Below are 23,536 nucleotides of genomic sequence, written 5' to 3'. Positions count from 1 at the left end.
TGCCGGGGACGCGCCGGCCCGACGCCCCAGGTGTCGGCCGGCGCGTCCGGTCTCCCCGTCCGGGGCTCGCCCGCACCGGCCGCCCCTCGCCGCAGCCCTGCGCCTCGCCCCGGAGGACGGCGCCTTCAACGGCCCGTGCCGGGACCCTGCGCGCCGTGAAGGTACAGGGCCCAGGACAGGCAGCCGAAGGCCGCGGTGTGCAGGACGGCCCGGACGGTGTTCCAGGTGACCCATGTGTTCTCGAAGGCGGCCCGAGCGGCCTTGAGCCGAGCGGGGTCGCCCGCGAGGGACACCTTGTCGAGCGCCTCGTTGAGCGGCACGTTCTGTGTGCCGGTCACACCGAACGCCACCACGTACAGGACGAGCGCGGCGACGATCCACCAGCGGGCCGCGCCGCCGTGCCCGCCCCCCGGCTGGACCGCCGCGAGGACGAGCAGGGGCAGCGGCAGCAGGAAGGGCACCAGGAACCAGCCGTTGATGATGACGCGGTTGATGTGCTGCATGACCTGGACGAACACCTGGTCGTCCGAGCGGGCGAGTCCCGGCATGACGGCGTAGGCGAAGGCGGCGAACAGACCGGCCATCAGCCCGGTCGCCACCGTGGAGGCCACGAGGGCCGCGGTGGTCACTGTTCTCATGCGTTCTCCTCTTCGCTGTCGGCGGCCGGGGTGACCCATTCGACGAACTGGACGATCACCCCGTTGGGGTCGGTGATCTGGAAGAGCCGCTCGCCCCACGGCTCCTCGCGCAGCGGCATGGTGATGTCGACGCCCTCGGCGCGCAGACGCTTCTCCTCGGCCTCGAGTCCCGTGAGGGTGAAGGCGAGGATCAGTCCGCCGGCGTGCCGGTCGCGCTGCTCCGCGGGCAGGACCTCGATGCCGCGCCGCAGCAGCACGATGTCGACTGCGGCGTCGGCCCGGGTGAGAGAGGCGAAGCCGTCGGCGGCGGCCTGCTCCTGGTAGCCGAGGTGGGTGGTGAAGAAGGCCTGGGAGGCGGCCACGTCGTCGACGGTGAGCGAGACGGTGGAGGCGGTGATCTGCAAGGTGTGTCCCGTTTCTGCGAGGTGAGGGAGCCGACGTGCCACGGTGGCGGTCGGGTCGGTCAGTAGGAGCTGCGGCGCGGGAGGTTGCGTGCGCCGCGGTGGCGGTCCTGGAATCGGACGGGGCGGAGCTGTGCGGGCTGTCGACCACCTTGCTGCCGTCCGCGGGCGGCCGGGTTGCCGGCCTGCTCGGCGAGGAGCTTGGCGAGATCGATTCGCTGCATACGATGTCCTCTCGATGGAAACTTACGTTGGACGTAAACTTAGACCGAGGAGAGCCAGGGTGTCAACATAAAATTGCTACGGATGTAAGATTCCCTCATGAGCAACGAGACGAGCACCCCGGCGCCTGCCGCCACGACAGGTCTTCGGGAGTCCAAGAAGCGCGAGACGAGACAGCTGATCTCCGATCACGCGACCAGGCTGTTCATGGCCCAGGGCTTCGAGCGGACGACCATCGCGGAGATCGCCGACGCCGCGCGCGTGGCGAAGAAGACGGTGACCAACTACTTCCCGCGCAAGGAGGACATGGCACTGGACCACCAGGACGCGTTCACCGCCGGCCTGGCGGACACCGTCGCCTCCCGGTCCGCGGGCGAATCGGCCCTCACGGCGCTGCGCCGCGCCTTCGAGGCGGCCGTGGCGGCCCAGGATCCGGTCGCCGGTTTCGCGGGCCCGGACTTCTCGCGCATGATCGACGACAGTCCGACCCTGTCGGCCTGTCTGCGCGGTCTGCACGACCGGCGCGAGGAGGCTCTGGCGGACGCGCTGGCCCGGGCCACGGGCACCTCCGCCGACGACATCACTCCCCGCACGGCCGCGGCGCTGCTGGGCGGGGTGCACCGGGTTCTGTTCGGGCGCATCCAGGAACTCACCCTCGCCGGCCGCGCCAACGACGACATCGCGCGGACCGTCGCGGACGAGGCCGCCCGCGCCTTCGACCTGCTGGAACCGGCACTCGCCGACTACGCGGTCGCCTGACCGCACGACAGACGGCCCGGCGCTCGTGCGAGCACCGGGCCGTCCGGGAGTCCTCGGGTCAGCGACCCGCGCTGATCCGCTGGGCGACCTCCGTCGCCCAATAGGTCAGGATCATGCTCGCGCCCGCGCGCTTGATGCCGAGGAGGCTCTCGGCGATCGCGGCCTCGCGGTCGATCCAGCCCTTCTCGGCGGCGGCCTCGACCATCGCGTACTCGCCGCTGATCTGGTACGCCGCGACCGGCACGTCCACCTCGTCCGCGAAGCGCGCCAGGATGTCGAGGTAGGGCCCCGCGGGCTTGACCATGACCATGTCGGCGCCCTCTTCGAGGTCGAGCGCCAACTCCCGCATCGACTCCCGGGCGTTCGCCGGGTCCTGCTGGTACGTCTTGCGGTCGCCGCGGAGCGAGGAGCCGACGGCCTCGCGGAAGGGGCCGTAGAAGGCGGAGGAGTACTTCGCGGTGTACGCGAGGATTGACACGTCCTCCTTGCCGATGGTGTCCAGCGCGTCGCGGACGACGCCGATCTGGCCGTCCATCATGCCGCTGGGGCCGACCACGTGGACGCCGGCGTCCGCCTGGACCTGGGCCATCTCGGCGTAACGTTCCAGCGTGGCGTCGTTGTCGACGCGGCCGTCGGCGTCGAGGACGCCGCAGTGGCCGTGGTCGGTGTACTCGTCCAGGCACAGGTCGGACATGATGACGAGCTCGTCGCCGACCTCGGCCCGCACGTCCCGGATGGCGACCTGGAGGATTCCGTCGGGGTCCGTGCCCGCCGTTCCCGCCGCGTCCTTCTTGGCGTCATCGGGCACCCCGAAGAGCATGATCCCGGCGACGCCCGCCTCACGCGCCTCGACGGCAGCCTTGCGGAGGGTGTCCCGGGTGTGCTGCACGACGCCGGGCATGGCGGAGATCGGAACGGGCTCGCTGATCCCCTCCCGTACGAAGGCGGGAAGGATCAGATCGGCCGGATGCAGCCGAGTCTCGGCGACCATGCGCCGCATCGCAGGATTCACCCGCAGCCGCCGCGGCCGCGCACCGGGAAAGGATCCGTACACAGTCATGCATGCCACGCTACGCCCGCCACGAGGGTGCAAATGCCGACAGCCCGTCGGCGCCGGGGCGGCCGCCAGGGGGTGTCTCGCCGGTCAGGCCGGATCGGTGAGCGGCGTCATGCGGCCCCGGATCCAAGGCGGAGGTGGGGGTACTTCCCACGCCGGAGGCGTAGGGGAGGAGACAATGGCGGAGCCATGGCGACCGACGACAACGCGGAAGACGGGGTCGCAGGGCGTCGCGAGCCCGGCATGATCGGCGAGACACCCCCTAGGGGCGCCGGGCGGTGACGATCCAGGCGGCCGACGCATAGAGCACACCCTCCGGTGTCGCATGGGCCTCGATGTTCAGCCGCAGACCGGCGAGGGCCCGCGCCCGGCCGACGTCGTCGAGGTCCTCGGCCAGCCAGGCGAGCATTCCGGAGACGAAGGCGTACGCGCGGTCCGCGTCCCGCCCGAAGTACAGGGGGCGGAGCAGCCCCGTCAGCTGCGGCTCCTCGAACCCGGCGGCCGTGAGCCTTTCCCGTACGACATCGGGATCGGCCATGGCGAACGGGCCGGGCGCGCCGGGCGGCGGCGTGGGGAGGTCGCGGCCCGCCGCGAGCGCGGTCGTGAGGGACCGGAACCACTCGTTGCGTTCCAGGCCCTGCCACACGAGCAGCACCAGCCGGCCGCCGGGCCGCAGCGCGCGGGCGATGTTGCGGAACGCCGTCACCGGCTCGGCGAAGAACATGGACCCCATGCGGCTGATCGCGACGTCGAAGGACGCCTCGGGAAACGGATACGTCTGGGCGTCCGCCTGCTCGTAGCGGATGCTGTCGAGCCCCTCCCGCTCGGCCGCCCGCCGGGCGACGGCCAGCATCGCGCCCGACAGGTCGACGCCGAGCACGGGCCCGCCGACGGTGAGCCGGGCGGCGGCGCGGGACGTCTGCCCGTTGCCGCAGCCGATGTCCAGGACACGCTCGCCCCTGTGGAGGGCGGCGGCGTCGAGGAACGGCCGCTGGTACACGTGAACGGCGCGGTCGAACTGCTCGGCGTGCTCGGCCCAGTAGGAGCCCTCGTCACCGTCCCATGCGCGGGCCTGCTCGGCGTTGGACGGATCGACGTGCAGAGTCCTGGCGCTCATGACGGTCACCCACTCGTTCTCACCCGCGCTGCGTTCTGATTCCGGTGTACGCCCCCGCCTTCGCGGCCGCCAACCCCCGGCGATGGGTGGCAGCTGCCGGCCCCGTCCCGCAACCAGGGTCTGCCCCACCCGCGGCAGCCGGTCCTGACCTCAACGGCGGTGCCGTGGCGGGAGGGGAGTGCCGGAGGTGACGCCGTCGGCCTTGGCCGCGTCGGCGAGTGCCTCGGCAGCGGCCTCTGCGGCCTGTGCCGTGTCGTCGGCGGCTTGATCGGCGGCCTTGTCCTCGGAGGTCTTCTCCCGAGTCGCCGGTGACTGGGGCAGCGTTTCGCCGAAGGCACGGGCGACACCCTGGAGGGCCGAGGTGACCTCGCTGGGGATCACCCAGAACGTGCTGCCCGGACCTTGCGCGAGCTGGGGCAGCATCTGGAGGTACTGGTAGGCCAGGAGTTTGGGGTCGGGATCATTGCGGTGCACGGCCTGGAACACCTCGTCGATGGCCCGGGACTGGCCCTCGGCCTTGAGGATCTCGGCGGTACGGTTGCCCTCCGCGCGAAGGACGGCCGACTGCTTGTCGCCCTCAGCGGTGAGGATCTGTGCCTGGCGTTGCCCTTCGGCGCCGAGGATCGCGGCCCTCTTGTCCCGCTCGGCCCGCATCTGCTTCTCCATGGCGTCCTTTATGGACTGCGGGGGGTCGATGGCCTTGATCTCCACCCGGTTGACCCTCAGCCCCCACTTGCCGGTGGCCTCGTCCAGCACGCCACGGAGCTGGTTGTTGATGGTGTCACGCGAGGTGAGGGTCTTCTCCAGGTCCATCGACCCGACAACGTTGCGCAACGTGGTGACGGTGAGCTGCTCGACCGCCTGGAGGAAGTTCGCGATCTCGTAGGCAGCCGCACGCGGGTCGGTGACCTGGAAGTAGATGACGGTGTCGATCTCGACGACCAGGTTGTCCTCGGTGATGACCGGTTGCGGCCTGAAGGACACGACCTGTTCCCGCAGGTCGATGGCTGGGTGGACGCGGTCGATGTAGGGGACGACAACGCTGAGGCCGGGTTGCAGGGTGCGGTGGTAGCGGCCGAGCCGTTCGACGTTGCGCGCGCGTGCCTGCGGCACGATGCGTACCGCCCGTACCACGGTGAAGACGGCGAAGAGTGCGACGATCAGGCCGGCGACGAGGAGCGCCGAGGCTTCCATGGTTCACTCCCGGGGGTGGACGAGCGCGGTGGCGCCGCTGATCTCTATGACGTCGACGGTCGCTCCGGGAGGGATCACCAGCGTCTCGTCATAGGCGCGGGCCGTCCATTCCTCGCCGCCGATGCGCACCCTTCCGCCCATGCCCGTCACTTCCGAGACGACATAGGCAGCCCGGCCGACCAGAGCGTCCACGCCGAATCGCTGCCCCTGGGGCCGGCGCACGTGGCGCAACGCGATGGGGCGCAGGAACAGCAGGCTGACCGCAGCGGCGACGGTGAACACCAGGAACTGCAAGGGCAGCGGCAGTCCCACCGCGGCGAAGCCCGCCGTGACCAACGCGGCACCGCCCAGCATTCCGAGCGCGGCTGTGAGCGTGAAGATCTCCACCACCGCCAACACCGCTGCGATGATCAACCAGATGAGCCATGGATCCATCAGCAGCCCTCCTGACCGGTGGGGGTGCGCACATGGAACGGGCTGCAGCCGCTTGGTTCGCCGGTACGGGATGCCGATGAACGGAGCTCCACCGATACGAGCACCCGAGGCGACTACTTGACCCTTTCAGGGTAATTTATTCCGTTCCGAGGCAGCGGTCCCCGGCCGCGGGGCCGGAGCCGAGCGGGCCGGAGCCGAGCCCGGAGACGTGACGGGAACCGGCAGCGCTGCCCCAGGTACGGCGAAGGGGCGGGTAGGGAAAAGCACCCCACCCGCCCCCACGCGCAAGCGTCAGGTCGTCGTACGACGCCGCCGTCCGCCGGGACGCCGCTCCGACGGGCGCGTCACGTGCTCGCCCGCCTCCACGGCCGCCGCCCGCCGCTGCGCGCCGAACTCCGCCAGCGCCTCCGCCAGCTTGTGCACCGACGGCTCGGGCGACAGGACATCGACCCTGAGCCCGTGCTCCTCGGCCGTCTTCGCGGTCGCGGGGCCGATACAGGCGATCACGGTCACGTTGTGCGGCTTGCCGGCGATGCCGACCAGGTTCCGCACGGTCGACGACGACGTGAACAGCACCGCGTCGAAGCCGCCGCCCTTGATCGCCTCGCGCGTGTCCGCCGGCGGCGGCGACGCCCGCACGGTCCGGTAGGCGGTCACGTCGTCGACCTCCCACCCGAGCTCGATCAGGCCCGCGACCAGCGTCTCGGTCGCGATGTCGGCGCGCGGCAGGAAGACGCGGTCGATCGGGTCGAAGACCGGGTCGTAGGGCGGCCAGTCCTCCAGCAGCCCGGCCGCGGACTGCTCACCGCTCGGCACCAGGTCCGGCTTCACGCCGAAGTCCACCAGCGCGGCCGCCGTCTGCTCGCCGACCGCCGCGACCTTGATCCCGGCGAAGGCACGGGCGTCGAGCCCGTACTCCTCGAACTTCTCCCGCACGGCCTTGACCGCGTTCACCGAGGTGAAGGCGATCCACTCGTAGCGTCCGGTGACGAGGCCCTTGACCGCGCGCTCCATCTGCTGCGGGGTGCGCGGCGGTTCGACCGCGATCGTCGGGACCTCGTGCGGCACCGCACCGTAGGAACGGAGCTGGTCGGAGAGCGAGGCCGCCTGCTCCTTGGTACGCGGCACGAGCACCTTCCAGCCGAACAGCGGCTTGGACTCGAACCACGCGAGCTGGTCGCGCTGGGCGGCGGCGCTGCGCTCACCGACCACGGCTATGACGGGCTGGTGCCCCTCGGGGGAGGGCAGCACCTTCGCCTGCTTCAGCGTCTGCGCGATGGTGCCGAGCGTCGCCGTCCAGGTGCGCTGGCGCGTGGTCGTACCAGCGACGGTGACCGTCAGCGGGGTGTCGGGCTTGCGGCCCGCGGCCACCAGCTCGCCCGCCGCGGCGGCGACCGTGTCCAGCGTCGTGGAGACGACGACCGTGCCGTCGCTCGCGCCGACCTCGGTCCAGCACCGGTCCGACGCGGTGCGGGCGTCGACGAACCGCACGTCCGTGCCCTGCTCGTCGCGGAGCGGGACACCGGCGTACGCGGGCACGCCGACGGCCGTCGCCACACCGGGCACGACCTCGAAGGGAATCCCCTCGGACGCGCACGCCAGCATCTCCCGGCCGGCGTCGGTGTCCAGCCCCGGGTCGCCGGTCACGGCACGGACGACCCGCTTGCCGCCCCGCGCGGCCTCCATGACAAGATTGGCCGCATCCCTGAGTACGGGGATCCCGGCGGTTGTTGACGCATCGTCAACCACCGTCAGCTCAGGCGTGCTCACGCCTGCCCGCGCATGGCCGCGTACGACATCGAGCACGGCGGGCTCGGCGATCAGCACGTCCGCGCCGGCGAGCGCCTCGACGGCGCGCAGGGTCAGCAGCCCGGGGTCGCCGGGACCGGCACCCAGGAAGGTGACGTGCCCGTGTGCCGCGAGGGCCGGAAGGTTCGAGGTGGTGGGGCTCAAAGTGCTCGCTCCCCCATAAGACCGGCCGCACCCTTGGCGAGCATCTCGGACGCGAGTTCGCGACCGAGCGCGATGGCGTCGCCGTGCGACGTGGGTACGGGACCGGTGGTGGACAGCTGCACCAGCGCGGAGCCGTCGGTCGTGCCGACGACGCCCCGCAGGCGCATTTCGGTGGCATCCTGGCCGTCGGCCAGCAGGTCGGCCAGCGCACCCACGGGTGCGGAGCAGCCGGCCTCCAGGGCGGCGAGCAGGGAACGTTCGGCGGTCACAGCGGCCCGCGTGTGCGGGTCGTCGAGTCCGCCGAGCGCGGCGGCAAGGTCCGCGTCGGCCGCGGAGCACTCGATCGCCAGGGCCCCCTGGCCGGGGGCCGGCAGGACGAAGTCGACCGACAGGAAGTCGGTCACCTCGTCGATCCTGCCTATGCGGTGGAGTCCGGCAGCGGCGAGCACGACGGCGTCGAGCTCCCCGTTCCGTACGTATCCGATCCGGGTGTCGACGTTTCCGCGGATCGGCACGGTCTCGATGCGCAGCCCGTGGGAGCGGGCGTACGCGTTCAGCTGCGCCATGCGGCGCGGCGAACCGGTGCCGACGCGGGCGCCGTCCGGGAGCTCGTGGAAGGTCAGCCCGTCGCGGGCGACGAGCGCGTCGCGCGGGTCCTCCCGCTTGGGCGTCGCGGCCAGCGTCAGACCCTCGTGCGGCGTGGTGGGCAGGTCCTTCAGCGAGTGGACGGCGAAGTCCACGTCGCCGCGGAGCAGCGCGTCCCGCAGGGCCGCGACGAACACGCCGGTGCCGCCGATCTGCGCCAGGTGCTCGCGGGAGACGTCCCCGTACGTCGTGATCTCGACGAGCTCGACGGCGCGGCCGGTGAGCCGGCGCACCGCCTCAGCCACGTGCCCGGACTGGGCCATGGCGAGTTTGCTGCGCCTGGTCCCGAGCCTCAGTGCCCTCTCGGTCATACTCGCCCTCGGTTCTTGACGTCTGCGTCATTCAGGTCGGCCCGGCTGACGGAGGCGACCGTCTCCGGGTCGAGGTCGAAGAGGGTCCGCAGCGCGTCCGCGTACCCGGCGCCGCCGGGCTCGCTCGCCAGCTGCTTGACCCGCACGGTGGGCGCGTGCAGGAGCTTGTCCACCACGCGGCGCACGGTCTGGGTGATCTCGGCACGCTGCTTCTCATCGAGGCCGGTGAGCCGGCCTTCGAGGCGGGCCATCTCGCCTGCCACCACATCGGCGGCCATGGTGCGCAGGGCGACCACGGTCGGGGTGATGTGGGCGGCGCGCTGGGCCGCGCCGAAGGCGGCGACCTCGTCGGAGACGATCGAGCGGACCTGGTCCACGTCGGCGGCCATGGGCGCGTCGGCGGACGCCTCGGCGAGCGACTCGATGTCCACGAGCCGTACGCCGGCGAGGCGGTGGACGGCGGCGTCGATGTCGCGCGGCATGGCCAGGTCGAGCAGCGCGAGCCGGGCATGGCCGTTGCCGCTGCGCACGGTGGCCGTACGGGTGGAGGCGGCGCGTGCGCGGGAGGCGTTGTCGACCCAGGCGCCGTGCTGCGCCAGGGAGTCGTCGAGCCCGACGGGGCACTCGGAGCCTGGGGCAACGTCCGCACCGTCGAGACCGGCTACGCCCGCGAGGGCAGCCGCCTGCGCCGCGGGGAGGTCCGTCACGCGCACGGCGTCGGTGTCGCCGGCGCGCCCGGCAGCCCGGTCCGTACCGGCCGCCTCGCCGCTGCGGGACGCGTCGCGGTCCGCCGCGGGTGCCCCTGGGACACCGGGCGCGTCCGGGCCGGCGGACCGGTCGGCCCCAGCCGGCGGAGCCAGGTCGTCCGCGCCGCCCGGCAGCTCGGCCACGCGGCCGTCGCGGGCCGCCATGGCGGCCAGGCGGGCCACCACACTGCCCTCGGGGGCGCGCAGGTCCCTGCCCGGAGCGGTCTCGGGCACGACGTGCTGCGCGAGCGCCGTCGCGACGGCCTCGGCCGTCAGCACCAGGCCCGTCGCGCCGGTGCACGAGACGGCGACGTCGGCACGTGTCAGTTCGTCGGCGACGGACCCCATCGGCACCGCGTGCGCGCGCACGCCGCCCGACTCGGAGAGCGCCGCGGCCAGCCGCTCCGCGCGCTCTGTGGTCCGGTTGGCGATGACCAGTTCGCGTACGCCCAGGCGCGCCAGCGTCGTCGCGGCGAGCGACGACATCGAGCCGGCGCCGATCACCAGGGCCCGCTTGTCCGCGGCCCATGCCTCAACGGGCTCTCCCGCGGCCAGCTGCTCCAGACCGAAGGTGACGAGCGACTGCCCGGCCCGGTCGATCCCGGTCTCACTGTGGGCGCGCTTGCCGACGCGCAGCGCCTGCTGGAACAGGTCGTTGATCAGCCGGCCCGCGGTGTGCAGTTCCTGCCCGCGCGCGAGAGCGTCCTTGATCTGGCCGAGGATCTGGCCCTCGCCGACGACCATCGAGTCCAGCCCGCAGGCCACCGAGAACAGGTGGTGGACGGCCCGGTCCTCGTAGTGCACATAGAGGTACGGGGTGAGCTCCTCGAGCCCGACCCCGCTGTGCTGCGCGAGCAGCGTGGACAGCTCGGCGACGCCTGCGTGGAACTTGTCCACGTCCGCGTACAGCTCGATGCGGTTGCACGTGGCGAGGACCGTCGCCTCGGTGGCGGGCTCCGCCGCGAGGGTGTCGTGCAGCAGCTTGATCTGCGCATCGATGGACAGCGACGCACGCTCCAGCACGCTCACGGGAGCGCTGCGGTGGCTCAGTCCGACGACGAGGAGACTCATACGGGCATCACGGCGGGCATGTCCCCGTCGGGTCCCTTCCGGCCTGCGGCCTCGGCCTCCTCGCCGGCCTTCCGCTGCTCGTGGAAGGCGAGGATCTGCAGCTCGATCGAGAGGTCGACCTTGCGCACGTCGACGCCGTCCGGCACGTTCAGCACGGTCGGGGCGAAGTTGAGGATGGAGCTGACACCGGCCGCGATGAGCCGGTCGCACACCTGCTGGGCGGCGCCGGCGGGCGTCGAGATGACGCCGATCGAGACCCCGTTGTCCCGGATGATCTTCTCGAGCTCGTCCGTGTGCTGGACGGGGATGCCCGCGACGGGCTTGCCGGCCATGGCCGGGTCGGCGTCGATCAGCGCGGCGACCCGGAAACCGCGGGACGCGAAGCCGCCGTAGTTGGCGAGGGCGGCGCCGAGGTTACCGATACCGACGATGACGACCGGCCAGTCCTGCGTCAGACCGAGCTCGCGGGAGATCTGGTAGACGAGGTACTCGACGTCGTAGCCGACGCCACGGGTTCCGTACGAGCCGAGGTACGAGAAGTCCTTGCGCAGCTTCGCGGAGTTGACGCCCGCGGCCGCGGCCAGCTCCTCCGAGGAGACCGTGGGCACGGACCGCTCCGAGAGCGCCGTCAGGGCGCGCAGGTACAGCGGAAGCCGGGCGACGGTGGCCTCGGGGATTCCTCGGCTACGGGTCGCCGGTCGGTGATTTCGGCCAGTTGCCACGGTGCTCCTGCGGGATGAGCGAGGCTGCAGGCGGCCGTGTGTCCCAAGACCGCCCCGTCGAATGCAGGCTATGTCTTTGTGAACGCGTGCACAAAGATTGTGTCCGCTTTGTCCGTGCAAAGTGACCGGGGTCACGCGATCCGGGCACCGGATCCTGGAACCACGGGCCACCCCGGTCCGTTGAGACACCAAAGGGGGCAAAGCCGTACACACTCCTCACGATCTACGCCCCCGAGACCGCCTGGCTCCGCCCACTCTGCCCTGTCGCAGCCCTGCCCCGGAAGAGGCGTGCCCGGCGGAGGAATCCAAGCAAAACGACCATGATGGTACCCGCCTTCCGTGGCCTCAGCTCCCGAGCGCGCGGCGCAGCCGGTCGGGGTCCACGCGCCAGAAGGTGTGCTGCTCGCCGTCCACGAGGACGACGGGGATCTGCTCCCAGTAGGCCCGGTGCAGTTCGGTGTCCTGGTTGATGTCCTTCTCCTCCCAGGAGGCACCGGTCTCCGCGCAGACCGCCTCGACCACGGCCCGCGCGTCGTCGCACAGATGGCACCCGGGCTTGCCGATGAGCGTCACCACGCGCCCCTCGGGCTTCTTCTTCGCACGCCGCAGCACAGGACTCATACGCCCATTCTCGCCCCGGCCGCGGGTCGTCCGTTTAACAGCGACGTCGCGGAGTGTTCACGTCATCGCATCCCGGTGGGTCGGGAAGTCCCGAACAGACTGGCTATGCTCACGACATGGCCGCTCTGGGATGGCTCACCCCGCGTAGGCGCTCCGCCACCGCTCGAAGCGTGCTGGCCGGCGAAGCCGCAGCCGAGGCAGCGCGCAAGTCCTCGCAGACGATCGAGGCACTCGAGGCGCTCGAAGAAGGGCCCGCCCCCGCGGAGCCGGAGTTCCCCGTCGCCGGGGACGTCCACGCCGCGGCGTTCTTCGACCTCGACAACACCGTGATGCAGGGCGCCGCGATCTTCCACTTCGGCCGCGGCCTGTACAAACGGAAGTTCTTCCAGCGCCGCGAACTGGCGCGGTTCGCCTGGCAGCAGACGTGGTTCCGGCTGGCCGGCGTCGAGGACCCGGACCACATGCAGGACGTGCGCGAGTCGGCGCTGTCGATCGTCAAGGGCCACCGGGTCTCGGAGCTGATGAGCATCGGCGAGGAGATCTACGACGAGTACATGGCGGACCGCATCTGGCCGGGGACACGGGCGCTGGCCCAGGCCCACCTGGACGCGGGCCAGAAGGTCTGGCTGGTGACGGCCGCGCCGGTCGAGACGGCGACGATCATCGCCCGCCGGCTCGGGCTGACGGGCGCCCTCGGTACGGTCGCCGAGTCGGTCGACGGCGTGTACACGGGCAAGCTGGTCGGCGAGCCGCTGCACGGCCCCGCGAAGGCGGAGGCGGTACGGGCGCTGGCGGCGGCGGAGGGCCTGGACCTGGCGCGCTGCGCGGCGTACAGCGACAGCCACAACGACATCCCGATGCTGTCGCTGGTCGGCCACCCGTACGCGATCAACCCGGACACGAAGCTGAGGAAGCACGCACGCGAACGCGACTGGCGCCTTCGGGACTACCGGACGGGCCGCAAGGCGGCGAAGGTGGGCATCCCGGCGGCGGCGGGAGTAGGAGCACTGGCAGGCGGCACGGCGGCGGCGGTGGCCCTCCACCGCCGCCGCCGCTGACGCCGCTCGCGCCGGGCCGCAGGAGTTCACCACACACGGCCAGGGGTGCTGGCCCGTGGGCCGGCCGCGCCCAGGCGCGAAGCCGGGCCGGCGCACCACAAGCCCCGTCCACGGCCGCACCACCCGCGGCCCGTAGGGGAGTTCAAGGCCGCACCGGACCGGGTTCCCCAGGCCCACCGCGTCGAGCCCCGCGCCCCGCACAAACCGCGCCCACGCGGCGGCGCGCTCGGGGCCATCGCACGTCAGGCACAGCGCCGGGCCGGCGCGCCACAGGCCCGGTCGCGGCGGCACCACCCACGGCCGCCAGGCCGCAGGCGGTTCAAACACGCCAGAGAGTGCCGACCCCCAGGCCCAACGCGCCTCGGGCCCAGCCCCGGGAAGCGCCCGCGCAACCGCGCCCGCCCGGCGGCGGGGTCTGGGCAGCACGCCGCAGGCCCGGCCTGCCGGTAGCACCGCGCGGCCGCCTGGCCGCAGGGGAGTTCGAGGCGCACGCCACGCGGGGTGCAGGCCGCAGGCCCGCCGCACCCTGGACACGGGATCGGGGCGGCGCCCGCCCACCGGCGGTGGGACAACGCAGGCCACGCCGGGCCCACGGCGGTGGGACAACGCAGCGCCGTCGCGTCGCCCCGGGCGCGGCGCCCACCGGCGCGCATGCGCCTCACATGTGGCGCCTCATCAGGCGGGCGCCCGCCCGCACGGCGGCACCACCCACGCCCGCCGAACCGCACGGGCGTTCAAGACGCATGGCCAGGCGGACACCCGCAACCCCACGCGCCTCCGGCGCGCAGCCCAGCGGGCGGGGGTCCGCGTGTCGGCGGGCATTCCGGCGTTCTTACCCCGCCACACCCCCGGCCAGTCCCGTTCTCCCGTCGCGACCACAAGTCACCCCGCGATAGGACAGATCACGAAGTAATTCGATCAACAGATGCTCACTATGTGCGACCTGATCGGTCGTCAACCCGTAACAGAAGCGACGGAAACGGCGATTTGAGCAACTCGGTGTAGCACTGCCTGTACGAAGCGTTATTCTCCTCAGACGCATGACGGACCCCACCAGTCATCACGACGGGTGAACGGTCCCGCACTGCACGTGATGGAAGCTCTGCCTCTGGGAGTCCCGTGTACCCACACGTCGGGGTTGACGCCTCGGGCCTGGCTACGCTGCGCGCAGCGGTCCTCGACCACCTGCGCGGCTTTGTCCCCACCGCGTACGCCGTCCCCGCATTCGCCACGCCCGGCCTCGCCGCCAGCGGCCCGGCCGCCCCCTGCTATGCCCTGGCCGACGGCATTCCGAACGGCATGCAGAAGGGATCGGCCCGCAGCGCCGTCGATGACGGACGGCGGTCGGGCGACGGGCGGACGGCGGTCGGCAGACGGGGCGGACGCGGCGGCTCCGGCGCGGCCACCGCCCGCCGGCCCACCGCCGACAGCGACAGCGCCCGCATGATGGAGCTCGTCGAGCGCGCCCAGGCGGGCGAGGCCGAGGCCTTCGGGCGGCTCTACGACCAGTACAGCGACACCGTCTACCGCTACATCTACTACCGCGTCGGCGGCAAGGCGACCGCGGAGGACCTGACCAGCGAGACGTTCCTCCGGGCGCTGCGCCGGATCTCCACCTTCACCTGGCAGGGCCGCGACTTCGGCGCGTGGCTCGTGACGATCGCCCGCAACCTGGTCGCCGACCACTTCAAGTCGAGCCGCTTCCGCCTGGAGGTGACCACCGGCGAGATGCTCGACGCCAACGAGGTCGAGCGCAGCCCGGAGGACTCCGTCCTGGAGTCCCTGTCGAACGCCTCACTGCTCGAAGCCGTGCGCAAGCTCAACCCCCAGCAGCAGGAGTGCGTCACCCTCCGCTTCCTCCAGGGCCTGTCCGTCGCCGAGACGGCCCGGGCCATGGGCAAGAACGAGGGCGCGATCAAGACCCTCCAGTACCGAGCCGTCCGCACCCTCGCCCGACTGCTCCCCGACGACGCACGCTGACGCACGCAGAGCGCCCATATCCGCACAGACCTCCCACCGACCCTCGTTCCCAACTCACCGTCGGTGACGCCTTGATGACGCACTGGTCCGATCATCTTTCGCGCGTAACCCAAGTGCCGCGCCGCTCGTTGTGCGGGATGCAGACTCCCTGTGGACACGCCATGCCCGCAGACACTCACTCTTTCGTGTGGATGTGCTCAAGGCGTGCAACCTTCCAGACCCCCAGGGGAGTCGATCGTCATGACGAGAGGAGGTGCCGCCAGTGATCGCGAACGTTTCGGCGCACCGGCGGGCGAACGCCTTCGCCCAGGCCTTGGAAGACCAGGCGGCCGATCAGCAGGCGGAGTCGGTCGAATCGACCGAGCACGAAAGGCTGTTGAGTCTGGCTCACGGCCTCGGCGAGCTGCCGAAGCCGGAGCTGGACCCCGAGGTCAAGGTGGTGCAGCGGGCCCAGCTCGTGGCCGCCATGGAAGCGATGCTTCAAGAAGGCACGGCGGAGGGAGGCGCATCCGCGGGCCCTACGGTGCCGGAGCAGCGGACCCACGGCCGCGGCGCCCACCGGGCCTCCCCGCTCCGGAAGTTGCGACCGCGCTCCCGCTGGTCCAAGGGGCTCGCGGCCGGCGGTCTGACCGTCGGTGTGGCCGCGGGCGCTTTCAGCGGGGTGGCCGCTGCCAGTTCCGACGCCCTGCCCGGTGACTCGCTGTACGGACTGAAGCGCGGCATGGAGGACCTCAAACGCGGCATGGCGGACGACGACTCCGACCGCGGCGAGCTCCACCTCGACCAGGCATCGACGCGCCTGAGCGAGGCCCGCCGTCTGATGGAGCGGGGCCGTTCCGGTCACCTGGACCACGAGTCGCTCGGCGAGGTCCGCCGCACACTCACCGGCATGCGCCACGACGTCACGGAAGGCCACCGGCTGCTGAGCGCCGCCTACGAGCGGGACGGCTCGCTCGGCCCGATCGCCACGCTCAATTCCTTCTCGCGCTCCCACCGGGACGCGTGGGACGGACTGCGCGACCGGCTTCCCGCCCAGCTGACCGACGTCGGCGACGAGGTCAGTTCGGCCTTCGACGCCATAGACGAACAGGTCGGCCCGCTCGAGTCGCTGCTGCCGCGCGTCCCCGACACGGACGACCGCGGCTCGCAGAGCCCGGACGCTCCACGGGACTCCGGGATCACCACGGGCCCGGGCAGCAGCACCCCGTCCGCGCCCGACGCGGGCGGCGGGCACACGGGCGAGGACAGCAGGCCCCACCCGTCCGGCTCCAGCTCCACGGCCGACGACGGACTGCTCGGCGGAAACACCGGAGGTCTGTTCGACCCGCCGGCGGACGCCGGTGCGTCCCCGTCCGACAAGGACTCGGAGCCGCCCGCTCCGGACGTCACCATCCCGCCCCTGCTGCCGGGCATCCTCCCGGGTCTCGGCATCGACAGCGAGGACGAGTAGGGCGAGTAGGGCCGTACGTGTGTGAGGGGCGCCCCCGTCCGGGGGGCGCCCCTCACACACGTACGGCTCAGAAGAAGACGGAGCGGCGCTGCACCAGCAGCTTGTACAGCGTGTGCTGGATCTGCTCGCGCACCTGGTCCGTCAGGTTGAACATCAGCATCGGGTCCTCCGCCGCCTCCGGCGGATACCCGTCCGTCGCGATCGGCTCGCCGAACTGGATCGTCCACTTCGTCGGCAGCGGCACCGCCCCCAGCGGCCCCAGCCACGGGAAGGTCGGCGTGATCGGAAAGTACGGGAAGCCCAGCAGCCGCGCCAGCGTCTTCGCGTTGCCGATCATGGGGTAGATCTCCTCGGCGCCGACGATCGAGCACGGCACGATCGGCACCCCCGCCCGCAGCGCCGTCGACACGAAGCCGCCGCGCCCGAACCGCTGGAGCTTGTACCGCTCGCTGAACGGCTTCCCGATGCCCTTGAAGCCCTCCGGCATCACCCCGACGACCTCGCCCCGCTGGAGCAGCCGCTCCGCGTCCTCCCCGCACGCCAGGGTGTGCCCGGCCTTGCGCGCCAGTTCGTTCACCACCGGCAGCATGAACACCAGGTCCGCGGCGAGCAGCCGCAGGTGGCGCCCGGCCGGGTGGTTGTCGTGGACGGCGACCTGCAGCATCAGCCCGTCCAGCGGCAGCGTCCCCGAATGGTTGGCCACCACCAGAGCACCGCCGTCGGACGGGATGTTCTCGATGCCCTTCACCTCGACGCGGAAGTACTTCTCCGACAGCGGCCGCAGCAGCGACATCAGGACCTGGTCGGTCAGCTCGGCGTCGTAGCCGAACTCGTCGACCCCGTAGTCACCGGTCAGCCGCCGGCGCAGGAACGCCAGTCCGCCCGCGATCCGGCGGTCCCAGTCCCCGCCTCCCGCGGGTGCCGGCTCCCCGGCGGGCGCGTCACCGTCGGCCGTCACGACGGCCCGCTCCGGCAGCGGGCTCACGGCGGTGTCCCGTACCGCGGCCTCCGTCGCCGTCCCCCGCACCGCAGGGTCCGGCGCCTCGCGCACCACGGCGTCGCCCGCCGCGGCGGGATCGGCCTTGCGGCGCGTCGACCCGCCGGGGCGCCGCCGCGCCGGTCGCTGCGCACCGCCGCGCGAACGGTCGTCGTCGAACGGAATGACCTTGGCGTCCGCCATCGTTGGCTGCGCTCCTTATCCGGGCCCCTCGGGGCTCATCCGGCGCTGTGCGTCGTCTCGCCGCGCGTCGTCTCACCGGTCGTCGTCTCCACGGCGCGTCCGGCACCGCGGCCGCGCGGCAGTGCCGCCGCGACCCGGTCCACGGCCCTGGCCACGGACTCGGGGGGCAGCAGCCCCGGAGCCCGGCTGCGCGCGAAGTCCGCGAACGTCTCGGCGGTCGTGAACCGCGGACGGAACCCCAGTGTCTCGCGCATCTGGACCGTGCTGACCACCCGGCCGTGGGTGAGCAGCCGGATCTGCTCCGGCGAGAAGTCCGTGATGCCGACCGTGCGCAGCGCGGAGCCGACCCAGGTGACGGCGGGCAGCAGCACCGGCATCGTCGGCCGCCCCAGCCGCCGCGAGCACTGGGACAGCGTCAGCACACCGTCGCCCGCGATGTTGAACGTGCCGCTGTTGAGCGTTCCGCGGCGCGGCTCGTGAAGCGCGATCCGCAGCACGTCGATCACATCGTCCTCGTGGACGAACTGCAGACGCGGGTCGTAGCCGAAGACGGTCGGCATGACCGGCAGCGAGAAGAACTCGGCGAGCGGCGAGTCGGCGCACGGGCCGAGGATGTTCGCGAACCGCAGGACGCACACGGCCACGTCCGGGCGGCGCCGGGCGAATCCGCGCACATACCCCTCGACCTCCACGGCGTCCTTCGCGAAGCCCCCGCTCGGCAGCGACTTGGGCGGGGTGGTCTCCGTGAAGACGGCCGGATCGCGCGGGGCCGATCCGTACACGCTCGTGCTGGACTTGACCACCAGCCGCTTGACCGTCGGGGACTTCTGGCAGGCGCCCAGCAGTTGCATGGTGCCGATGACGTTGGTCTCCTTGACGGCCGTGCGGCCGCCGGCGCCCAGCGGCGTACCCGTGACGTCCATGTGCACGACCGTGTCGACGTCGTGCTCGGCGAGGACGCGCGCGATGGTCGGCTGGCGGATGTCGGCGCGGACGAATTCGGCGCCGCCCAAATGGTGTCCGGGCCCCACCGCATCGACGCCGATCACGCGGTCCACCTCGGGATCCCGCTGGATGCGCCGCACGAGACGGCCGCCGAGCTGCCGGGCCACACCGGTGACGAGCACGACCTTGCCCAAGATCAGCGCCTTCCCCTAGGTCCAGGTCCTGGCGTCACCGTAGCGCGTCGGTGTTGCGCTGTGATGACCGCACGGCGCACTTTTGCCACGAGCTTCCTTTTCACAACCCCACTTCTTGTCCACACCCTCCCCACAACGCACCTCGGCCCTCCCACCAGGCAGGTGGAAGGGCCGAGAAAACGCGTACAGCTGTCGCCTACTTCTTGTTGCGACGCTGAACGCGGGTGCGCTTGAGCAGCTTGCGGTGCTTCTTCTTAGCCATCCGCTTGCGCCGCTTCTTGATAACAGAGCCCACGACTACCCTCGCTCACTTCTCTTCACTCGGTGCGGGGCGTCTGGGCCCACACGACCTACGTCGGCCTAGCCTACCCGCCTGAGCGCCGAGCTTGTAATCCGAGGGCGACCGTCCCGGTCCCCGTTACGCGGATTCCACCCCCACGAAGGATTCGCGGAGATACTCGTGCACCGCTTGCTCCGGTACCCGGAAGGACCTCCCCACCCGGATCGCCGGCAGATGACCGCTGTGCACCAAGCGGTACACGGTCATCTTCGACACCCTCATCACCGAGGCAACCTCCGCCACGGTAAGGAACTTGACCTCGTTCAGAGGCCTCTCGCTGCCAGCAGCCATGACCCACCTGTACCTTCCGCACCCGACGCGCACCGGCTTCCCCTCCGGTGACTCTTCGTCGCTGTGCGCTCACTGCCCAGACTAGGGGCGGGTGATGCGAGTGGGGAAGAGGAGCTGCAATCGGCCGCCTACTGTGACAGACACGCGCGATTGAGTACATAGCGCGTCAGAGGGCGGTAGGACTCCGACCGAACGGCGTCGTCAAGCGGAACCGCGACCGACACCCGCCCCTCCGCCTCACCGACGAACAGCGCGGGATCGTCCGTGTCCGCGAGCCCGATGGCCTCGATCCCCAGCTGACCTGCCCCGCAGACCCAGCCGTGGTCCCCGACGACCAGCTCGGGCAGCGGCCCGCCCGCATCCGCGGCGGCTTGCAGCGCCACCCTGACCGGCAGAGGGGAATGGCTGTGGGCGCCCGCCTCGTGCGCTCCGTCATCGCGCAGCGAGGCCACCCCCCGTACGTACACGAGCCGGTGCGTGCGTACGCCGAACCGGGTCGTTATGTCGACACGTCGCCCCTGCGCGGGGGTGAGTACGGAACATCCCGCCGCCGACACCGCGTCTGCCAGACCGGCGTAGAACCCCAGCAACCGGTGCGGATGCCCCGTGCCGAACAGCACCGGCGCCCGGCGCCGCACCGCCTCCCCCAACCGCGCGGCGAAGGCGTCCAGCGCACACAGCGTCAGCTCCGGATCGATCACGTCACCCCCGGACACGCACGCCGGATCGGCGGACACCCCGCACCGCTCGGCCATCAGGGCGATCAGGTCCCGCTCGCTCCACGACCACCGCGGATCGAGCCCGATGGTCACCCGCGGATCCCGCGCCGCGAACGCGCGATAGCTGCGCAGGCTCGCCTCGCGCGAGGTCGCCACGTGCCCCGCCAACCCCGACGCCAGCAGATGCGCCCGCAGCTGCGCCCGCGGCGCTCCGGTGCTCAACACCCTTCCGATGCTGACGCACCAAGCCCTACGGCAGGACAGAAACGCGTGTGCTCCGCACAGTTGGCGTAATCACGCCTGAGGTGCCGCCGCTAGGCCAGGAGCCCGCGCAGCGGGAACACGGCCCGGCGCGTCGCCAGGATCGCCTGGTCGAGCCGGTCCGCCGGGTCGTAGCCGTCCTCCCACGGCCGCAGGCTCACCGGCCACCGTCCGTCCGTCATACGGGCGGGCCCCAACTGGCGCGTCCGCGCGTACACCTGGTCCCGCCACTCCGACGGGATCACCGACTCCGGGTCCACGGGCTGGTGTGCGGCGATGCCCACCAGGTGCGTCCACGACCGGGGAACGACGTCCACGACCTCGTAGCCCCCGCCGCCGAGCGCCACCCACTTCCCGTCCGCGTGCGCGTGCGCGAGCTCGTGGCACGCCTCCTGCACCGCTCGCTGCGCGTCGAGCGACACCGCCAGATGCGCGAGCGGGTCCTCGAAGTGCGTGTCGGCACCGTGCTGCGACACGAGCACCTGCGGCCGGAAGTCGGCCAGCAGCTCCGGCACCACCGCGTGGAACGCGCGCAGCCAGCCCTCGTCGCCCGTCCCGGCGGGCAGCGCCACGTTCACCGCCGAGCCCTCGGCGGCTCCCGTGCCGCCCGTCTCCTCCGGCCAGCCGGTCTGCGGGAACAGCGTGCGCGGATGCTCGTGCAGCGAGATCGTCAGCACCCTCGGGTCGTCCCAGAACGCCGCCTGGACCCCGTCGCCGTGGTGCACGTCCACGTCCACGTACGCGACCCGCTCCGCACCGAGCTCCAGCAGCCGGGCGATCGCCAGCGACGCGTCGTTGTAGATGCAGAAGCCGGACGCGCCGCCCGGCATCGCATGGTGCAGGCCGCCCGCGAAGTTCACGGCGTGCCCGGCCTCCCCGCGCCACACCGCCTCCGCGGCACCCACCGACTGCCCCGCGATCAGCGCCGACGCCTCGTGCATCCCCGCGAACGCCGGATCGTCGACCGTGCCCAGACCGTACGACTGGTCCGCACCCGCCGGGTCCTCTGACGCCGCCCGTACCGCGGCCACGTAGTCCTCGCGGTGCACGAGCCGCAGCGTCGAGTCCCCCGCCGGCTTGGCGGCCGCCACGTCCATGGCCCGGTCCAGCCCGTACGCCCGCACCAACCCCATGGTCAGCGCGAGCCGCACCGGATCCATCGGATGGCCGCTCCCGAAGTCATACTTCGTCACCGCCTCGTCCCACATCAACAACCCGCGGCCGCTCATGCCCGCCACCGTATCGGGCGGGCTCCGTGGCGAACGACCGGGCATACGCCAACGTGACGAGCACCAGCACCATCGGCACCAGCATGGCGCCGCGATAGCTCCACACGTCCCCGAGCGCCCCGACCAACGGCGACCCGATCAGGAAGCCGACGTAGTTGAACACGTTGAGCCGCGCCACGGCCGCGTCGCTGTTCCCCGGCGCCAGCCGGCCCGCCGCCGCGAACGTCTGCGGAACGATCACGCACAGCCCGAACCCCAGCAGCGTGAACCCGAGCATCCCGGCCCAGGCCCCGGGCGCCGCCGCGACCACGGCGAACCCGGCCGCCGCCAGCACCACCCCGCCCCGGACGACGGCCACCGCCCCGAAGCGCCGCACCGCCAGGTCCCCGACCGCCCGGCCCACCAGCGTCGTCACCATGTACGCGTTGTACGGGACGGTCGCCAGCTCCTCGGAGCTGCCCAGGACGTCGTGCAGGTACTTCGCGCTCCAGTTGGAGACCGTCGAGTCCCCGATGTACGCGAAGGTCATCACCAGACACAGCGGCACCAGCGCCGTGAACGCCACCCCGCCCGCGGCCGCCTCCGCCTGCGCTTCGTCCCGGGCAGGCTCGCCGTCGACGTACCACCGGCTCGCGACGAGCGCCGCCGGCACCAGGACCACGACCACCGGCAGATACGACACGACCAGCGCGAGATCCAGGTGCGCCCCCGCCCACGCGAGCGAGGCGCCCGCGATCCCCCCGAGGCTGTACGCGGCATGGAAGCCGAGCATGATGCTGCGCCCGTACGCCCGCTGGAGACTGACGCCCAGCATGTTCATCGCGGCGTCCAGCGCACCGACCGCCAGCCCGAACACGGCCAGCGCGACGGCCACTTGCCCCATCCCGTCGCCTGCGGCGACGCCGAGGAGCGACAGCAGGACGACCGGCTGGGACCACCGCAGCACCGCACTCGCCGGGACCCGGCGGACGACGCGCCCCGTCAGCACACTGCCCACCCCGGCGAGGACCGGCACGGCCGCGAGGAAGAGGGGCAGCAGCCCGTCGGATATCCCGTACCGCTCCTGCACGGCGGGGATACGGGTCACGAGCAGAGCAAAAGCGACACCCTGCGAGAAGAAGCTGAACGCCAAGGAGGCCCGCCCGTGGCGCAACCGCGCATCCGTCATGGCGGGACAGCGTAGGCCCCGGTACTACCCGTGGGTAGACGCGTCACACGAGCAATGCGGGCAGCTCCGCCATCGCACCGAAGTACCCCTTGGCCCCAGCCAGGTTGCCGGACGACGTCATGGCGGTGAAGCCGTACACGTCCATGCCGGCCGCCAGAGCCGCCTGGACGCCCAGCCGGCTGTCCTCGACGACGACGCACCGCTCGGGTGACACACCCATGCGCGCGGCCGCGTGGAGGAAGAGATCGGGCGCCGGCTTTCCCCGGCCCACGTCCTGCGCGCTGAACACGACGTCATCGGCGAACCACCGGTCGAGCCCGGTCGTGCGGTGCCCGACGCGAATGCGCTCATGACTCCCAGAGGACGCGACGCAGTACGGCACACCGTCGGCGACGAGCTTCTCCAGAACGTCGGTGACGCCGTCGACAGCGGCCAGCTCCCGCTCGAACGCGGCGAAGACACGCGCGTGCAGCGTCTCGTCGAAGTCCACCGGAAGCACCTGCCCGGTCCGCTCCCGCACGAGGTCGTGCACGCGGTGAACGGCGGCACCCATGTAGTCGCGCAGGGAATCCTCGTACGAGGTGGGGTGACCGAGCTCGGTGAGATAGCCGGCGAGGATGGTGTTGGAGAGGGGCTCACTGTCGACGAGCACACCGTCGTTGTCGAAGATGACGAGGTCGTAGCGCATGCCGCCGACCCTATGCGACCCCGGAACGCGGAAAAGCCCCGGAACAAGGTTCCGGGGCTTCCCCACAATGATTGTTCGGCGGCGTCCTACTCTCCCACAGGGTCCCCCCTGCAGTACCATCGGCGCTGAAAGGCTTAGCTT

24 protein-coding genes are annotated in these 23,536 nt (G+C 71.7%); 4 read left to right on the top strand and 20 right to left on the bottom strand.

Annotation, left to right across the window (positions count from 1 at the left end; translation table 11 throughout):
- Window positions 1-125 precede the first annotated feature (125 nt).
- Genes ACF08N_RS31035 through ACF08N_RS31025 form a run of 3 tightly spaced genes read right to left on the bottom strand, consistent with a single transcriptional unit; the run spans window position 126 to window position 1,263 of the window.
- The gene (locus tag ACF08N_RS31035) at window positions 126-638 is read right to left on the bottom strand and encodes a DUF1772 domain-containing protein (protein ID WP_392328040.1); all 513 of its coding nucleotides are present in this window, start codon (window positions 636-638) and stop codon (window positions 126-128) included.
- Complete coding sequence (locus tag ACF08N_RS31030) at window positions 635-1,042, bottom strand: VOC family protein (protein WP_392328039.1); 408 nt, start codon at window positions 1,040-1,042, stop codon at window positions 635-637. Before ACF08N_RS31030 ends, ACF08N_RS31035 begins: the two co-directional genes overlap by 4 nt.
- 59 nt (window positions 1,043-1,101) lie before the next feature.
- On the bottom strand, window positions 1,102-1,263 hold the full coding sequence (locus ACF08N_RS31025; RefSeq protein ID WP_392328038.1) for a hypothetical protein: 162 nt from the start codon (window positions 1,261-1,263) through the stop codon (window positions 1,102-1,104).
- 97 nt (window positions 1,264-1,360) lie between these two features.
- Between ACF08N_RS31025 and ACF08N_RS31020 the strand changes: the two genes are divergently transcribed.
- Window positions 1,361-2,020, top strand: coding sequence for a TetR/AcrR family transcriptional regulator (locus ACF08N_RS31020; RefSeq protein WP_392328037.1), 660 nt, complete (start codon window positions 1,361-1,363; stop codon window positions 2,018-2,020).
- A gap of 58 nt (window positions 2,021-2,078) precedes the next feature.
- Here the strand turns inward: ACF08N_RS31020 and hemB are convergent, their stop codons facing one another.
- From hemB to ACF08N_RS30975, 9 genes are all read right to left on the bottom strand, one after another.
- Window positions 2,079-3,080: a porphobilinogen synthase gene (gene hemB / locus ACF08N_RS31015; protein ID WP_392328036.1), complete on the bottom strand. Its 1,002-nt coding sequence runs from the start codon at window positions 3,078-3,080 to the stop codon at window positions 2,079-2,081.
- A 259-nt stretch (window positions 3,081-3,339) separates the two neighbouring features.
- Window positions 3,340-4,194: a class I SAM-dependent methyltransferase gene (locus ACF08N_RS31010; RefSeq protein WP_392328035.1), complete on the bottom strand. Its 855-nt coding sequence runs from the start codon at window positions 4,192-4,194 to the stop codon at window positions 3,340-3,342.
- A gap of 150 nt (window positions 4,195-4,344) precedes the next feature.
- Window positions 4,345-5,388, bottom strand: a complete 1,044-nt coding sequence (locus ACF08N_RS31005; protein ID WP_392328034.1) for an SPFH domain-containing protein — start codon at window positions 5,386-5,388, stop codon at window positions 4,345-4,347.
- Window positions 5,389-5,391: 3 nt separating this feature from the next.
- Window positions 5,392-5,823, bottom strand: coding sequence for an NfeD family protein (locus ACF08N_RS31000; RefSeq protein WP_392328033.1), 432 nt, complete (start codon window positions 5,821-5,823; stop codon window positions 5,392-5,394).
- 291 nt (window positions 5,824-6,114) lie between these two features.
- Window positions 6,115-7,776, bottom strand: a complete 1,662-nt coding sequence (locus tag ACF08N_RS30995) for a uroporphyrinogen-III synthase (RefSeq protein ID WP_392328032.1) — start codon at window positions 7,774-7,776, stop codon at window positions 6,115-6,117.
- Window positions 7,773-8,732 carry a hydroxymethylbilane synthase gene (hemC, locus tag ACF08N_RS30990; protein ID WP_392328031.1) on the bottom strand — a complete coding sequence of 320 codons (960 nt, stop codon included), beginning with the start codon at window positions 8,730-8,732 and terminating at the stop codon, window positions 7,773-7,775. Before hemC ends, ACF08N_RS30995 begins: the two co-directional genes overlap by 4 nt.
- Window positions 8,729-10,549 (bottom strand): glutamyl-tRNA reductase, encoded by a 1,821-nt coding sequence (locus tag ACF08N_RS30985; protein ID WP_392328030.1) that lies wholly within the window; start codon window positions 10,547-10,549, stop codon window positions 8,729-8,731. The genes hemC and ACF08N_RS30985 overlap by 4 nt, the downstream gene beginning before the upstream one ends.
- Window positions 10,546-11,271: a redox-sensing transcriptional repressor Rex gene (locus ACF08N_RS30980; RefSeq protein ID WP_392328029.1), complete on the bottom strand. Its 726-nt coding sequence runs from the start codon at window positions 11,269-11,271 to the stop codon at window positions 10,546-10,548. Before ACF08N_RS30980 ends, ACF08N_RS30985 begins: the two co-directional genes overlap by 4 nt.
- 345 nt (window positions 11,272-11,616) lie before the next feature.
- Window positions 11,617-11,892 (bottom strand): glutaredoxin family protein, encoded by a 276-nt coding sequence (locus tag ACF08N_RS30975; RefSeq protein WP_392328028.1) that lies wholly within the window; start codon window positions 11,890-11,892, stop codon window positions 11,617-11,619.
- A 116-nt stretch (window positions 11,893-12,008) separates the two neighbouring features.
- Between ACF08N_RS30975 and ACF08N_RS30970 the strand changes: the two genes are divergently transcribed.
- The 3 genes from ACF08N_RS30970 to ACF08N_RS30960 all read left to right on the top strand — a co-directional run bounded on the left by ACF08N_RS30970 (window position 12,009) and on the right by ACF08N_RS30960 (window position 16,380).
- Window positions 12,009-12,950 (top strand): HAD family hydrolase, encoded by a 942-nt coding sequence (locus ACF08N_RS30970; protein WP_392328027.1) that lies wholly within the window; start codon window positions 12,009-12,011, stop codon window positions 12,948-12,950.
- A gap of 1,119 nt (window positions 12,951-14,069) precedes the next feature.
- Window positions 14,070-14,930, top strand: coding sequence for an ECF subfamily RNA polymerase sigma factor, BldN family (locus ACF08N_RS30965; RefSeq protein ID WP_392328026.1), 861 nt, complete (start codon window positions 14,070-14,072; stop codon window positions 14,928-14,930).
- Between the two features lie 262 nt (window positions 14,931-15,192).
- Window positions 15,193-16,380, top strand: a complete 1,188-nt coding sequence (locus tag ACF08N_RS30960) for a DUF5667 domain-containing protein (protein WP_392328025.1) — start codon at window positions 15,193-15,195, stop codon at window positions 16,378-16,380.
- 67 nt (window positions 16,381-16,447) lie between these two features.
- On the opposite strand, the gene ACF08N_RS30955 is transcribed toward ACF08N_RS30960, so the two are convergent.
- The 8 genes from ACF08N_RS30955 to ACF08N_RS30920 all read right to left on the bottom strand — a co-directional run bounded on the left by ACF08N_RS30955 (window position 16,448) and on the right by ACF08N_RS30920 (window position 23,395).
- Entirely contained in the window at window positions 16,448-17,560 is a 1,113-nt protein-coding gene (locus ACF08N_RS30955) for a 1-acyl-sn-glycerol-3-phosphate acyltransferase (protein ID WP_392328024.1), read from the bottom strand.
- 35 nt (window positions 17,561-17,595) lie between these two features.
- Window positions 17,596-18,699 carry an NAD-dependent epimerase/dehydratase family protein gene (locus tag ACF08N_RS30950; RefSeq protein WP_392328023.1) on the bottom strand — a complete coding sequence of 368 codons (1,104 nt, stop codon included), beginning with the start codon at window positions 18,697-18,699 and terminating at the stop codon, window positions 17,596-17,598.
- 196 nt (window positions 18,700-18,895) lie between these two features.
- Window positions 18,896-18,994, bottom strand: a complete 99-nt coding sequence (locus tag ACF08N_RS30945) for a 30S ribosomal protein bS22 (RefSeq protein WP_003948845.1) — start codon at window positions 18,992-18,994, stop codon at window positions 18,896-18,898.
- A gap of 123 nt (window positions 18,995-19,117) precedes the next feature.
- Window positions 19,118-19,330, bottom strand: a complete 213-nt coding sequence (locus tag ACF08N_RS30940) for a helix-turn-helix domain-containing protein (RefSeq protein WP_014046653.1) — start codon at window positions 19,328-19,330, stop codon at window positions 19,118-19,120.
- Window positions 19,331-19,458: 128 nt separating this feature from the next.
- On the bottom strand, window positions 19,459-20,274 hold the full coding sequence (locus ACF08N_RS30935; protein WP_392328022.1) for a phosphatase: 816 nt from the start codon (window positions 20,272-20,274) through the stop codon (window positions 19,459-19,461).
- Window positions 20,275-20,363: 89 nt separating this feature from the next.
- Complete coding sequence (locus ACF08N_RS30930) at window positions 20,364-21,539, bottom strand: acetoin utilization protein AcuC (protein WP_392328021.1); 1,176 nt, start codon at window positions 21,537-21,539, stop codon at window positions 20,364-20,366.
- A complete protein-coding gene (locus ACF08N_RS30925) occupies window positions 21,490-22,707 on the bottom strand; it encodes an MFS transporter (protein WP_392328020.1) in 1,218 nt (405 codons plus the stop codon). Before ACF08N_RS30925 ends, ACF08N_RS30930 begins: the two co-directional genes overlap by 50 nt.
- Before the next feature lie 43 nt (window positions 22,708-22,750).
- Complete coding sequence (locus tag ACF08N_RS30920) at window positions 22,751-23,395, bottom strand: HAD family hydrolase (RefSeq protein WP_392328019.1); 645 nt, start codon at window positions 23,393-23,395, stop codon at window positions 22,751-22,753.
- Between the last annotated feature and the right edge of the window lie 141 nt (window positions 23,396-23,536).

Source organism: Streptomyces sp. NPDC015127, assembly GCF_043080095.1.
Classification (GTDB): domain Bacteria; phylum Actinomycetota; class Actinomycetes; order Streptomycetales; family Streptomycetaceae; genus Streptomyces.
The sequence above is the reverse complement of the archived record's forward strand: the minus strand, read 5'-3'. Positions and strand labels throughout refer to the sequence as shown.